Raw genomic sequence first — 13,814 nt, forward strand, 5'->3', positions numbered from 1 at the left:
CGCATGTCGGTATAACCAAGAGCAATATAAACCTGCACATCCGAAGGCAAAAGCATTAGAGCTGCTCCAGAGCAACTATAAGTTTTTTCAGAATAGTCTCGTTGAAATTCTCGCCTACTTCTATCCGAAATCTTCCCGCCTGTACGGACAATAAAATCCCGGCAGGTTTTCCACTTCTATTTTGCTTTACTGTAAGAGGAAAAAACCTGGGTTTATCAAAAACGAAACTTTTATTCAGGATCTTCCTTTTCCAGTAGCCGAAAGTCTGGATTGCCAGACCATTTTGCCTGCAGTATTCTTTTTGAGTGAGCCCGCTGTTTTCGCATGAATTGATATGATTTTGCCAGAATTCATATTTCGCCTGATGCTGCTCTTTTGTCTTGTTTGCCATTTTTCACTCCTTGCAAATATTAAAAATGGAGTGAATCATATTTTTGCGGCTATGGGTAGATGGGGTTGTTTAAGCGGTTACTAAAAATGTTTTAAAAGAAAAAATATCTCAGTTTTCTTTCGGGATAATTTGAGGAAAACCTTACTTTATACCACTATGTGTGATAAAGTTTTCGGTGAGATTCGGTTACTTCAGAGCAATGAAAAGAACAGGAGTGTGTATGAAAAACAAAAAGAAAAACAAAAATAAAGTATGTCTGATGTCTGCCTGGTGTTTTCTGTTGATCTTTTTTGTCACCGTGGTTCATGGTGCTGACTACAGCCATGAGGTCAAGGCCAAAAAAATATCTTTCAGCTGGCGGGTGGATGGCGACAGGCTCGCTGTCCGGCTGTCTGCAAAAACAACAGGATGGGTCGGTATCGGTTTTAACCCCAGCGAAGAGATGAAGGATGCAAACTTTATTCTTGGTTATGTGAAGAAGGGAAAAGCGAAATTGACTGATGAATTCGGGGTTGGGGAAACAAAGCATTCTCCGGACAAAAAGCTGGGCGGCAATGTGGATGTCGTGCTGGTGGGTGGCACTGAGGAAGGTGGAATTACGACCCTGGAATTTACCATTCCCCTTCAATCTAAAGATAAATATGATTCCCGGATAAAGGTGGAAGGAGATACGGTGGTTCTTCTTGCCTATGGACCCGGAAGAGACAGTTTCAGAACCCGCCATAAGTATCGAACTGCCTTGAAGGTCAATCTGGCAACGGGGGCATCTTCACCATTATGATGCAACGCTGCCTCTCTTTTATCCTTTTTTTTCTGTTTCATGCGGTTGTCGCAGGTCAGGTCTGTGCCGGGGGACAGGAGGAGATGGCCGGCGGCCATAACCACCAGGCCATGGAGAAAACGGCTGCTGTTTCTCCCGCTGATCAAAATGCAAATCCGGTTAAGTGGATTACGGAAAAGGGTGGGGAGTTCCTTCCCACTGGACTCAGTTTTACAGATGAAACCGGAAAAACACGTACCCTGGGTTCCATTATAGACAGGCCCACCATTATTCTTCCCATTTATTTTTATTGTCCAGGGATATGCAGCCTGAATCTGGCTCATCTGGCAGAGGCTCTAAGGGATTTAAGCCATGTTCCCGGCAGGGATTACCGGGTAATCGCCTTCAGCTTTAATGAGCTTGAAAACAGCGATGACGCAGCCCGCGCAAAGGAAAATTATCTGAAAATTGTCGGAGATGGTTTTCCTGCCGGGGAGTGGTTTTTTCTGACAGGTACAAAAGAAAATATCCGCCGGTTGACTGATTCCCTCGGGTTTCGTTTCAAGCGATTGAGTGATTCCACTTTCATCCATCCCACGGCCCTGGTTATTACCGGTAGTGACGGGAAAATTATCCGTTATGTTTACGGTTCTTTTCTTGCCGGGGACATTGATGTGGCGCTGATGGATGCAAAGAAAGGCACTCCTTCATTTTCCGTCCGCCGGCTTCTGGCCTTCTGCCTGAGTTATGATCCGGACAAAAACAAATCTCTTTTTCAGATTATTAAACTGTCTGTTCTGGCGGCTTTTGCAGTCGGCCTTGGTCTTCTGTTTTTTGTTTTCAGAAAAAAGGGACGAGAGGCGAAGGGTGGTGGAAATGATTCCGGAGAAGTGAGGGAGCAGAAAAATGAATAAATCCATTTCCTTTTATGATACACCGTCACCACCGGGATTAAAGGGTGTCGGTGCCTGGCTGCTTACCCATGACCACAAGCGTCTTGGCCTTATGTACATGTGGGCCATTCTCTTCTGGTTTGTGCTGGCCATGTTTCTCGGCCTGCTTCTGCGGTTTGAGCTGATGAGCCAGGGAAGAACGATCATGGGGCCGGAAACGTATAATTCTCTTTTTACCCTGCACGGGGTCATCATGATCTTCCTCTTTGTGATTCCGGCTATCCCTGCAATATTCGGTAATTTTTTTCTTCCCATCCAGTTGGGGACTGATGATGTCTTTTTCCCGAGACTGAACCTATTCAGCTGGTATCTTTTTATGTTCGGCGGGCTTTTTGCCCTGATTTCCCTGTTCAGTGGTGAGGGTTTCCCCGATACGGGCTGGACTTTTTATGTCCCCTTCAGTGTGGAAATCAACACCAATGTCAGTCTGACTGTGATGGCAGCCTTTACCCTTGGCATGTCCTCCATGTTGACCGGCCTTAATTTTGTCACCACCTTTCACCGCATGCGGGACAGGCGGATGGGGCTAATGCAGATCCCTCTTTTTACCTGGTCACTTTATGCTACGGCCTGGGTGCAGATACTGGCAACCCCAGTTATCTCCATTACTCTCCTGCTGGTTGTGGCGGAGCGGTTATTTTCCGTGGGGCTCTTTGACCCGGACAAGGGAGGGGATCCGATTCTCTACCAGCACCTCTTCTGGATGTATTCTCACCCTGCGGTGTATATCATGATTCTGCCTGGTATGGGTGTTATTTCGGAGATCATTCCGGTTTTTTCCAGAAAGTCCATTTTCGGTTACAAGGCAATTGTCTGGTCTTCCATGGCTATTGCAGTGGCGGGTTCCCTGGTCTGGGCCCATCATATGTATACCAGTGGTATGAGTGATGTGTCCGTGTTTGTTTTTTCCCTGCTCACCTTCCTGGTCGCCATTCCCTCAGCGGTGAAAGTGTTTTCCTGGATTGCCACCATGTACAAGGGTTCCATTGAGATGACACCGCCCCTGCTTCTCTCCCTTATCTTTATCTACCTGTTCAGCGTGGGCGGTTTGACCGGGCTGGTGCTCGGTGCTGTGGGAACGGATATTCATGTCCATGATACACATTTTGTTGTTTCCCATTTTCATTTTGTTATGTTTGGTGGGACAGGGTTTGCCTTTTTTGCTGCGCTGCATTTCTGGTGGCCGAAGATGTTCGGCATCATGTACGATTTTAAAAAAGCGTATATCGGCAGTGTTCTGGCGGCAGTCGGTTTTCTTTTTCATTATGTGCCTATGTTTATTCTCGGGTTACAGGGAATGCCGAGAAGATATTATGATTATCTGCCGAAATATGAGACTGGTAATTTTCTTGCGGGTTTCGGGGCCATAATACTCTGCGCCGGTATTCTTCTTATGTTTATAAACCTGTTCATGAGTTTTAAAAAACGTGTGCCGGCCCCGGCTAATCCATGGGGAGGGACTACCCTGGAATGGATGGTTTCATCGCCTCCCCCCCTGCACAATTTCACCGAATCTCCTGAAATCAAGAGCTTTCCCTATGATTTCACCGCCATCACAACAGAGATGGAAAAGGAGGAATAGAAAGACTTTATGATGCAAAAAATTGACAGGACAGGGGTGAAAATCGGGATGTGGCTGTTTCTCTATTCCGAGATTATTTTATTCGGTGGTCTCTTTGTACTTTATGGCGCCTATTTTTATGAATATTCAGAGTTCTTTTCCGAGGGCGGTAAGGAACTGAACAGAATAATAGGCAGTATCAATACTATTGTTCTCCTGGTTTCAAGTTTCACGGTGGCCGCCTCAATTACCGCCATACAATTGCGTAAAAAAAAGCAGGCAGCAGGTCTGCTTTTCTTTTCTCTTCTCTGTGGTGTCGTTTTTCTGGTGAACAAATATTTTGAATGGGGGGCGAAGATTCACCATGACATATACCCCAATTCGGAGACTCTGACTTCAGGTGAACCAGGCCTGAATATTTTTTTCGGACTCTACTATATCATCACCGGTCTGCACGGACTTCATGTGGTCATTGGTATGGTGCTGCTGTCAATCAGCCTGGTATTGGTGCTGAGAGGGAAAATTACGGAGACAAAGTTCGGGATGCTTGAGAATGCCGGACTGTACTGGCATCTTGTCGATCTGATCTGGATCTTTGTTTTCCCTCTGTTCTATCTGGTTCTATAGGAGGTAGAGACTTTATGAAAAAGAAAAAAGAGATCCATATCCTCAGTTATAAAAAACTGGCCCTGGTTCTCGGGATCCTCCTCCTTCTCACCGGAATTACAGTGGGAGTATCCTATGTGGATATGGGTTTTTTTAATGTGCCCGTGGCCCTGGGGATAGCCTGTGTGAAGGTCAGTTTTGTTCTGCTGTTTTTTATGCATCTGAAATATGAAGGTCCGATTATCTACCTGTCGTTTATCGGTACAGCCGGTTTTCTGATGATCATGATCGGTTTTGTTTTCTGGGATGTTGTATTCAGGTAAAGGGAGAGATAGATGACCCCTGTTGAAGGTGTGGATCAGGCTTTTTGGTATATTCTTGGTGTTTCAATTGTACTGTTGTTTGGAATTACCATTGTCATGGTCTATTTTGTTATACGATACAGACGAAGCAGGAATCCTGTTGCTTCAGATATTCGTGATAACTATGTCCTGGAAATTATCTGGACGATTATTCCTACACTCATTGCGTTGTCCATGTTTTACGTGGGCTGGAGTTCCTACGTGGGATTGAGGGACGTTCCGGAAGGCGCCCTTGAAATCGAGGTCTTGGCTCAGAAATATTCCTGGATTTTTGTTTACGACAATGACAAGGAAACGGAAGATGAGCTTGTGGTCCCAGCGGGAAAGGCGATAAAGCTCAATGTTTCCTCGCTTGATGTGGTGCACAGTCTTTACATTCCTGCGTTCAGGATCAAGGTGGATGCGGTGAAGGGCATCAATACTTATGCCTGGTTTTATGCGGATAAGGTCGGTGAATATGATATACAGTGTACGGAATACTGCGGAGTCGGTCATTCAGCCATGCTTGCGAAACTGAGGATTGTTCTCCCGGATAAGTTTGAACAATGGCTTGAGGAAGAATAGGGGGGGAAGGGCAATGCGATTACCTGCCGGGCTGCGTGCTTCAATGGATCTTGCCAAGATTGTTCTCTGTTCTCTTATTGGTTGTTCGGCCCTGTTCGGTTATCTTCTCGCTGCTTCTGATGTTTCAAGCAGTGCCTTTATTACGGGTTTAGGTATCTTCTTTCTTGCGGCTGGTTGCGGAACACTCAATTCCATTCAGGAACGCCGTCTTGACAGGTTCTTTGCCCGTACCCGGAAAAGACCGCTGGCTGAAGGTCGGGTTGGTGTGTCTTTCAGTTTTTTCCAGGCAATTGTTCTGTGCGTGGGCGGGCTGCTCCTTCTCTGGTCGGTCTCGGCCAATTTTCTGCCTCTTTTTATAGCTCTGCTGGCTGTTGTCCTCTATAATGGAGTTTACACTCCCCTGAAACGACGTACTGTTCTGGCGATAATTCCCGGTGCCGTCTGCGGCGCACTGCCTCCCTGCATAGGCTGGCTGGTCGGGGGCGGCAGGCCGCTTGCCTTTGAAGCGTTCCTTCTCTTTTTCCTGCTGTTTCTGTGGCAGGTTCCCCATTTCTGGCTTATTCTGCTGCGCCATGGAGAGGACTATAAAAAAAATATCATTCCAAGTTTTTTTTCGCTCTTTGGGGAAAATGTGATTAAACGATTTTTTGTGACCTGGATCGGTAGTCTGGCTGCGGTGATGATTCTTTTTACAGTACTGCCCACGGCAAACCAGGTCGTTGTACGTTTTCTGGTATTGATTAACGGGCTTGTTCTCCTGTCCTGTTTTTTTTCAGGATTGGCCGGGGAGGGGCCTTCACGATATCGACATCTTTTTGGAGTGTTGAATTTTTCCCTGCTCTTTCATATGGTCATAGTGTCTGTGGGGAATATTGTTTAGAGATTAAGTACATAATTCAGCCTGATAAAGAAGGCATATTCCCAATCCGTCTGAGTTTTGTACGTAATCTGATATTGTTTTGTGGACCCGATGCTGCATAAAAAACTGGCATTTCAGCCACTCAACTCTTATTGTTAAACCAGTTTTCTTTCATGGTGACAGCCGTCTGCTCTGTCATTTAAATCTGAAGTATTAACATGTTACGGGAGTATAATGTATGATCAGTGAAAAAATGAACACGGCCATCAATGGCCAGATTAATGCGGAGATGTATTCATCATATCTTTATCTTTCCATGGCGACCTGGTTTGCAGAAAAGAGTCTTTCGGGTTTTGCCACCTGGATGCGTGCCCAGGCACAGGAAGAGATGTTTCATGCCATGAAGATGCTTGACTATGTTCTGGAAAGAGGTGGTCATGTGGAGTATGCCGCCATTGATCAGCCGGAATGTAACTGGTCTACTCCTCTCGAGGTTATGGAGGAGACGGCAAACCATGAGGCCAAGGTAACAGGTCTTATCAATGACCTTGTTGATCTGGCTCTTGATGAACGTGATCATGCCGCCAATATCTTTCTGCAGTGGTTCGTGGCTGAACAGGTGGAGGAAGAGGCTTCGGTGGGTGAAATTGTAGACAGGATGCGTATGATCGGCGATGGCAGCCAGGGCCTTTTTGCCATGGATATGGAGATGGGAAAAAGGGTTTTTACAGCACCGACTGAAGAATAAAAAACTTGATTACCCATGAAAGTCAGCCGAATTGTGGATGTACCTGCTTTATCAGACTGAGTTTTGTACGTAATCAGAATAAAAAATCACCATCGTGAAAAACTGCCGATCCCGTGGAGCAGGATCGGCAGTTTCGCCGGATCTGCTTGTTCAGGTGTGCTTGTGGGAATTACAGGTTCGCGGCTTATTTGAAAATCAGGAGAGAACAATGGCAATTGACTGGGCGTATATGCGTAAAGGATGAGTTTCCTGTAAAAAAGCCTGGACGGCTTTTGATGAAAAAAAGATTGTAATCGAAAGGGAAGTTAATGCGGTAAAGGATACTGTTAAAACGGAAGGTGCCTGGGATTTGTTAAGCAGCGCAAAAAAAATCTATGTTGCCAGTGGCAGGAAAATTCTTGAGTTTGATCCGGCGACGGCAGACAGGGAAGAGCTGCTGAAAAAGGCGACAGGAAGAACCGGTAATCTGCGGGCACCGACCGTGAGGAAAGGGGATGTCTTTTTTGTCGGTTATAACGAAGAAATGTATTCTTCCCTGGTAAAATAACACCAAAAGGAACCGGAACATTTCCGGGGCCTGCACTACTCATTTGCTGCCATTTCTGTGTTACAGGGAAATAAAAAATACTCGCATATGATTGATATGATGCGCCTTTTTTATTTCCCCGTTTTCTGTAACCTGGTGAAAAGTCTGGTTTTCCAGGGCTTTTTTAATCATCGGCGTGGGCACTGAGGTATTCGGCCACTCCTTCCGCAGTCGGTTTCATTGCCTCGTCTCCTTTGTTCCAGTTGGCCGGGCAGACCTCCCCGTGTTCTTCAGTAAACTGAAGAGCATCAAGGACGCGAAGTGCTTCATCCACATTTCTACCCAGGGGAAGGTCGTTGACTACCTGGTGCCTGACTATTCCTTCCCTGTCTATCAGAAAAAGACCGCGCAGGGCGATTCCTGCATCGAGCAGAACCTCATATGATTTTGATATGGATTTATCAAGGTCCGCCACCAGAGGATACTGGATATTGCCTATTCCTCCCTCGTTGACCGGAGTGTTCTTCCAGGCAAGATGAGAGAAGTGAGAGTCTATGGAAACACCGATCAGCTGGCAGTTTCTCTCTTCAAATTGTTTTACAGCCTTATTGAACGCCAGTATTTCCGAGGGGCAGACGAAGGTAAAATCAAGTGGATAGAAAAAAAGAAGTACATATTTCCCTTTAAAATCAGATAGTTTAAAATCTTCTTTGAATGAATTATCCGCCAGAACAGCATTGGCCGAAAAATCGGGGGCCTGTTGAGTTACCAGAAGGCTCATTTGTTTTCTCCTGTTTTATGGTTGTATAAATAAGTAAGACGATCCTAATATTTATGGTTTGAAAGAACCGGAAAGAATAAAAATCCTTTCCGGTTCTGGACAGATATGACTTAATCAGCTTTAAAAAATGCTTCCTTTTCCGCACCACAGAGAGGGCAGACCCAGTCCTCGGGGACATCTTCCCACTTTGTACCCGGAGCTACACCGTTGTCTTCATCACCTTCAGCCGGATCATAAACATAACCACAGGGGCATTCCCATTTGTCCATTGTTTTCCTCCTTGAATTAATAGAATAATGATAATTATTCTCGTTTGACTCTATTATAATCGTATCAGACAAAGAGTCAATAACCTATTTTATTTTTTTCATGGTTGTCCATGTCGCTCAATCGGATTGGAAATAAACACACTGATGCTGTCATCATCAGCTCCTCACAGGGGCGGCAACTCTATGATTTTGTTACCTGTGAGTAATTACTGTCAGCCTGCTTCTCTTTTTACAATCTCCTTTGCAGGGATAAGTGCTGTAGCAGTGGCCGAAACGATATTGCCGGCCACACCGGGACCGTCTCCTGCCACAAAGAGACCTGAAACAGCCGTTTCCAGGGTGTTACCGGTGTGAACCTGGGTTGCGAAAAATTTGATTTCCGGGGCATAGAGCAGGGTTTCATCATTGGCGACACCGGGAACAACGACGTTGAGCTGTTCGAGGCCATCCACCAGGTTTGTCAGTATTCTTTCCGGCAGGGCCATGGCAATATCTCCGCAGGTGACGTTTTTAAGAGTGGGTTCGATATAACTGTTTTTTACCCTGTTCCAGGTTGATCTTCTGCCTCTCTTGAGGTCACCGTAGCGCTGGAGAAGGGGTTTTCCGCCCCCGATCAGAGTGGCTATTTTGCCGATGGCCTCACCATAGGCCGTATTATCTTCAACCGGATCTGTCAGAACCACCTTAGAGAGAAAGGCAAAATTCGAATTATCAGATTTCTGATCCATAAAGGCATGACCATTGACGCAGACAAAATCCTGGTAATTTTCAAGGGCCACATATCCACCGTAGTTGGTGCAGAATGTCCGTGTCTGATCATCATATTTCATCGTGCGGATAAAAAATGTTGGGTCATATATAATGGAACAGAGATCCTGCATGATTTCATTATGGACTTCAACCCGGACCCCCACCTCTATTCCCCGCTGGGAAACTTCTATGCCATGGCTTTTAACTACACCTGCAACCCATTCGGCCCCTACTCTGCCTGGAGCCAGAATTACATAGGGAGCGTTATAGGAAGCCCTGGTGGTCTTTACTCCCTCAATGCGCCCGTCTTTCACCAGCAGGTCTTCTACTTCTTCCATATGGTGGAACGTCACCCCCTGTTCAGCCACATAGTCGGCCATCTGTGAAATATGGCGGGGCAGATTGTCACTGCCCAGGTGTTTTTGCTTGATAACCAGGAGGTCGATACCATGTTTTCTTGCTTCTTTCCTGATTTCCCTGGCTTTTTGCCGGTCAGTTGGAAAGACCTGACCGTCCATGTTGAAACGATTAAAAATAGTTTCCGTCTCATTGATCAGGGCCATTGCTGCGGAAGTGTCCATGAACTGGGTGAGATCGGTTTTTCCAAGTTTGTGGATAAAGTTGAGTTTCCCGTCGGAAAAAAGCCCGGCACCTCCTATACCGCAAAGAATATTACAGGGTCTGCATTTTATACATCCGTTGTCTTTAATGGGGCATTTGCGTTTCAGGGATGGTTTACCCTTTTCAATCACAAGGACATCAAGATTGCTGTGTTCTCCAAGGTAGTAGGCCGCAAACAGTCCTGCCGGTCCTCCGCCCACTATTATGACATCGTAATTTTTCCGTGATTTGCTCATTGCGCCAGACTCACTCTTTTTTGAAGTCACAAAAAAGGCCCGATGTCCTGAAAAGACAGTGCCGGGCCTGAAATGCGGGATTTATCTACTCGGTTTCCGGGGCTGTTGCAGCCTGAGCAGGTTGCATGCCGTAGGCAAGTCTCACTTTGTTTTCGATATCATCACACATCTGGGGTTGACCAGCCAGGAATTTTTTGGCATTTTCCCTTCCCTGGCCAATTCGTTCGTCCAGGTAGGAATACCAGGAGCCGCTCTTGTCGACAATTTCAAGATCGACCGCAAGATCAAGCATGTCTCCAATTTTGGAGATGCCTTCCCCATAAATAATATCGAATTCGGCAAGTTTGAAGGGGGGAGCCACCTTGTTTTTCACGACCTTGACCTTGGTGCGGTTTCCGATCACGTCCTGGCCGTCTTTAATCTGACCGATCCTGCGTATATCCAGACGCAGGGAGGAATAAAATTTAAGGGCATTGCCGCCGGTGGTGGTTTCGGGATTACCAAACATCACCCCTATTTTCATCCGGATCTGGTTGATAAAGATAAGAACGGTATTGGAGCGGTTGAGAACACCGGTGAACTTCCTCATGGCCTGGGACATGAGCCGGGCCTGCAGACCAACGTGAGAATCTCCCACGTTGCCGTCTATTTCGGCACGGGGTACAAGGGCGGCAACGGAGTCGATGACAATGACATCAACTCCGCCAGACCTGATGAGTATTTCAGCAATTTCCAGGGCCTGCTCACCGAAATCCGGCTGAGAAACCAGGAGATTATCCACATCAACACCGAGACGTTCAGCATAGTTGGTATCAAGAGCATGTTCTGCGTCAATAAATGCGGCTGTACCGCCGGCTTTCTGGGCTTCCGCTACCACATGGAGGGCCAGAGTTGTCTTTCCCGACGATTCCGGACCGTAAATTTCGGTTACTCTTCCCTTGGGAAAGCCGCCCACACCGAGGGCGATATCCAGGCTCAGGGCTCCCGTGGGAATAACGGGAATATTTTCCGCTTCCTGGGAACCGAGACGCATAATCGATCCCTTGCCAAACTGCCTCTGTATTTGACTGATGGCATTGTCTACACTGCTGATTTTCCCTTTTTTTGCACCTGCGACCATATCTTTTCTCTCCGGTTGAAGGGTTTTTTAAATATATTTAGTATGTTGTGTGTTTTGTGCTCTCTGGCTCATCCGCAACATCCGAATCAGGTGTTTTTATCCCCTGTGAGGAGTTACCCTGGATCCTGTTGCAGTAGGTATTTTCGCACCAGGTCAAGTCCACTCTGGGCGGTAAGAGTTCGGATCTGCCACCGGTCTCCTGTAAAATGAAATTTTGTGACCCAGTTTTCCTCTTCAGTGGCGATACCTATGTAAACAGTACCAACCGGTTTTTCCTCGGTACCTCCGTCGGGGCCGGCAATACCTGTCACCGATAAACCGATGTCGGCATTACTGCCGCTCCTTACGGTAACGGCCATGGTCTCCGCCACCTCTCTACTGACTGCGCCGACTTTTTCAAGGAGTGTGTCGGGCACTTCAAGATAGCAGCTTTTCAGGGAGTTTGCATAGGAAATAATGCCTCCAAGGAAATAGGTTGAACTGCCGGGTGTATCGGTGAGTTTTTTTGAGATTAATCCTCCTGTACACGATTCAGCTACGGCCAGGTTGAGGTTGTTTTTTAGAAGGAGCTTACCCACAATCCGTTCCATGGAATCACGGTCGTGGCCGTAGATTGAGTCTCCGAGGACAGTGTTGATGGCCTTACACGATGATTTGAACAGCCGGCGGGCGTTATTGGTCTGTTTGTCCCGGACAGTGAGACTCAAGTGAACTTCCGGAAAAACCGGATAGTAGCCGATATGCACGTCCGGATCCAGGTCCAGGGTGGCAATGCGCCGGTTCACTTCCACCTCCGGCAGGTTGAAGATACGGAAGATTTTCTGGTAGGTGGTGAGATGATGATCCCTGTGCCAGGTTGCCAGGGTGGGCAGTACGTGATCCACCATCAGAATTTTCATCTGGCTCGGAACACCAGGCAGGAAGAAGATCGGTTTGTCCTCATGGATGAGCTGATAACCGGCCATGTGCGATTCGGGACTGAGGGCCTGGGCCCCTTTGGGCAGCCAGGCCAGTTTTTCAAGTTCTCCCACGGGGGCGTTGGTGATTTCATCCAGGTGGGCTCGGATATTGGAGAGAATTTCCAGATTTGGCATGGTCGGGCGGTTCAGTGCCCTGGAGACCGCTTCATTGGTGAGATCGTCATCCGTTGACCCCAGTCCACCGGTCACCACGATGGCGTCAACCCGTGTGATGGCCCGTTTCAATGCTTCTCCGATCAGGCTGGGACTGTCACCGATGGTGTGCATGGCATAGATTTCATATCCTGCGTCAAAGAGGTTTCTGGCGGCAAAGGCACTGGTTGTGTTAAGGATCCTGCCGGAAGTGAGTTCGTCTCCAATGGCTATGATTTCGACTTTCATTGTTTTTCTCTTCGTGCGAGTACATGGTCTCCCTCCAGGGAAATGAGTCGCACACTGGTTCTGGAGTGGTAAAATTTGTCGGGACCATTAAAAATAACGGAAACATAGTTGCCTGTAAATCCTTTTAGGAAACCGTTTCTGTCCCGTCTGCCTTCAACCAGTACCGGCAGATTCCTGCCGAGCTGGCTGGAGTAAAACGCTATTTTTTTCTGTCTGCCCAGTTCCTGGAGCCGTGCAACCCTTTTTTCTTTTGTTCTGCCATCAATCTGGTTTGGGAACCCGGCGGCAACCGTACCGGGACGGATGGAGTAGGGAAAGACATGGAGATAGGTAAGGGGCAGACCATTGAGAAAAGCTATGCCATCCTCAAACTGTTCATCGGTTTCCCCGGGAAAACCGGCCAGCATATCAATGCCGAGGGCCGCTTCGGGCAGCTGGTTGCGGATTCTTTCCAGGACTTCCCTGAACTGGGCGGTGGAATATCTTCGGTTCATTCGCTTGAGGATTTCATCATGTCCGCTCTGCAGAGGAATATGGAGATGGGGTTGGATATTTGATCTTTCCTTCATCAATGACAGAAGTTTATCCGAAATTTCAAGAGGTTCAAGGGAGCTGATGCGATAGGATACATTTGGAGTAACCCGGGAGAGTTCCTCAAGAATGGAAACCAGGTCGATTCCGCTTTCCAGATCACGACCGTAATATCCCAGGTGGATACCTGTGAGAACTATTTCCCGGTGACCCTGCTGCTCGAATACTTTTGCCTGGTTTATTACCTCCTCACGGCTGAGGCTTCTACTGCGCCCCCTGGTGTAGGGAACAATACAGTAGGTGCAGAAGCTTTCGCAGCCATCCTGGATTCGGAGCCAGGCACGGGCCTGGTCAGCAAAGCGTTTTACGGGCAGGCTGCAGATTTTTTCAGCTTCGCGGATGGAGCCGGGAAGAAATGGAATTGATGTTCTTTCCGTGCTGTTAATCACCAGGGTGTCTTTACTGCTGTTGCCGATAAAGACAATATCTCTGTTCTGCAAAACTTCGTCATTTTTCAGTTCATCTGCGCCGATCTCGGCAAAACAGCCGGTAATAATAATGCGGGCATCCGGATTGTTTCTGGCGGCACGGCGGATGGCCTGCCTCGACTGAGCACCTGCTTTTGCTGTCACGGCGCAGGTATTGATGACAACAATATCTGCACCGGCCTTGTCGTTCACCTGGCAGTAACCGGCTTCGGTAAAACCGGTAAGAAAGGAAGCAGATTCGTATTGATTGACCTTGCAGCCCAGGGTCTTGATAAAAATCTTTTTTTTCATTTTCTGAAGTGCAGGATTCAGGTAATAATTTGTTAT

Annotated in this window: 15 protein-coding genes and 1 pseudogene; 9 read left to right on the forward strand and 7 right to left on the reverse strand. The window is 47.3% G+C overall.

The annotated features are described in order from the left end of the window. Positions 1–55: 55 nt before the first annotated feature. The gene (tnpA, locus tag ACXLDX_RS06010) at positions 56–391 is read right to left on the reverse strand and encodes an IS66 family insertion sequence element accessory protein TnpA (protein WP_457576292.1); all 336 of its coding nucleotides are present in this window, start codon (positions 389–391) and stop codon (positions 56–58) included. A 220-nt stretch (positions 392–611) separates the two neighbouring features. Between tnpA and ACXLDX_RS06015 the strand changes: the two genes are divergently transcribed. From ACXLDX_RS06015 to ACXLDX_RS06055, 9 genes and pseudogenes are all read left to right on the forward strand, one after another. After that, complete coding sequence (locus tag ACXLDX_RS06015; protein ID WP_457576293.1) at positions 612–1,172, forward strand: DOMON domain-containing protein; 561 nt, start codon at positions 612–614, stop codon at positions 1,170–1,172. Beyond that, positions 1,169–2,065, forward strand: a complete 897-nt coding sequence (locus ACXLDX_RS06020) for an SCO family protein (RefSeq protein ID WP_457576294.1) — start codon at positions 1,169–1,171, stop codon at positions 2,063–2,065. The genes ACXLDX_RS06015 and ACXLDX_RS06020 overlap by 4 nt, the downstream gene beginning before the upstream one ends. Beyond that, the gene (locus ACXLDX_RS06025) at positions 2,058–3,686 is read left to right on the forward strand and encodes a cytochrome c oxidase subunit I (protein WP_457576295.1); all 1,629 of its coding nucleotides are present in this window, start codon (positions 2,058–2,060) and stop codon (positions 3,684–3,686) included. The genes ACXLDX_RS06020 and ACXLDX_RS06025 overlap by 8 nt, the downstream gene beginning before the upstream one ends. A gap of 9 nt (positions 3,687–3,695) precedes the next feature. Further along, positions 3,696–4,292 (forward strand): cytochrome c oxidase subunit 3 family protein, encoded by a 597-nt coding sequence (locus ACXLDX_RS06030; RefSeq protein ID WP_457576296.1) that lies wholly within the window; start codon positions 3,696–3,698, stop codon positions 4,290–4,292. Between the two features lie 14 nt (positions 4,293–4,306). Then, on the forward strand, positions 4,307–4,594 hold the full coding sequence (locus tag ACXLDX_RS06035; RefSeq protein WP_457576297.1) for a cytochrome C oxidase subunit IV family protein: 288 nt from the start codon (positions 4,307–4,309) through the stop codon (positions 4,592–4,594). A 12-nt stretch (positions 4,595–4,606) separates the two neighbouring features. Next, positions 4,607–5,197 (forward strand): cytochrome c oxidase subunit II, encoded by a 591-nt coding sequence (gene coxB, locus ACXLDX_RS06040; protein ID WP_457576298.1) that lies wholly within the window; start codon positions 4,607–4,609, stop codon positions 5,195–5,197. Positions 5,198–5,210: 13 nt separating this feature from the next. After that, positions 5,211–6,077, forward strand: a complete 867-nt coding sequence (locus ACXLDX_RS06045) for a UbiA family prenyltransferase (RefSeq protein WP_457576299.1) — start codon at positions 5,211–5,213, stop codon at positions 6,075–6,077. Between the two features lie 217 nt (positions 6,078–6,294). Then, positions 6,295–6,804, forward strand: coding sequence for a ferritin (locus ACXLDX_RS06050; RefSeq protein WP_457576300.1), 510 nt, complete (start codon positions 6,295–6,297; stop codon positions 6,802–6,804). 259 nt (positions 6,805–7,063) lie between these two features. Then, positions 7,064–7,351: pseudogene (locus tag ACXLDX_RS06055) on the forward strand (ArsC family (seleno)protein); the annotation flags it as partial. A 163-nt stretch (positions 7,352–7,514) separates the two neighbouring features. On the opposite strand, the gene ACXLDX_RS06060 reads toward ACXLDX_RS06055, so the two are convergent. The 6 genes from ACXLDX_RS06060 to mtaB form a co-directional block, all read right to left on the reverse strand. Beyond that, positions 7,515–8,111 carry a peroxiredoxin gene (locus ACXLDX_RS06060; protein WP_457576301.1) on the reverse strand — a complete coding sequence of 199 codons (597 nt, stop codon included), beginning with the start codon at positions 8,109–8,111 and terminating at the stop codon, positions 7,515–7,517. A 110-nt stretch (positions 8,112–8,221) separates the two neighbouring features. Continuing rightward, positions 8,222–8,380 (reverse strand): rubredoxin, encoded by a 159-nt coding sequence (locus tag ACXLDX_RS06065; protein ID WP_228856267.1) that lies wholly within the window; start codon positions 8,378–8,380, stop codon positions 8,222–8,224. A gap of 212 nt (positions 8,381–8,592) precedes the next feature. Further along, positions 8,593–9,987, reverse strand: coding sequence for an NAD(P)/FAD-dependent oxidoreductase (locus ACXLDX_RS06070; protein ID WP_457576302.1), 1,395 nt, complete (start codon positions 9,985–9,987; stop codon positions 8,593–8,595). 85 nt (positions 9,988–10,072) lie between these two features. Continuing rightward, positions 10,073–11,107: a recombinase RecA gene (recA, locus tag ACXLDX_RS06075; RefSeq protein WP_457576303.1), complete on the reverse strand. Its 1,035-nt coding sequence runs from the start codon at positions 11,105–11,107 to the stop codon at positions 10,073–10,075. 113 nt (positions 11,108–11,220) lie between these two features. Further along, positions 11,221–12,468 (reverse strand): CinA family nicotinamide mononucleotide deamidase-related protein, encoded by a 1,248-nt coding sequence (locus ACXLDX_RS06080; protein WP_457576304.1) that lies wholly within the window; start codon positions 12,466–12,468, stop codon positions 11,221–11,223. Beyond that, positions 12,465–13,778, reverse strand: coding sequence for a tRNA (N(6)-L-threonylcarbamoyladenosine(37)-C(2))-methylthiotransferase MtaB (gene mtaB / locus ACXLDX_RS06085; protein WP_457576305.1), 1,314 nt, complete (start codon positions 13,776–13,778; stop codon positions 12,465–12,467). The genes ACXLDX_RS06080 and mtaB overlap by 4 nt, the downstream gene beginning before the upstream one ends. Between the last annotated feature and the right edge of the window lie 36 nt (positions 13,779–13,814).

It is taken from the genome of Desulfomarina sp., assembly GCF_054039375.1.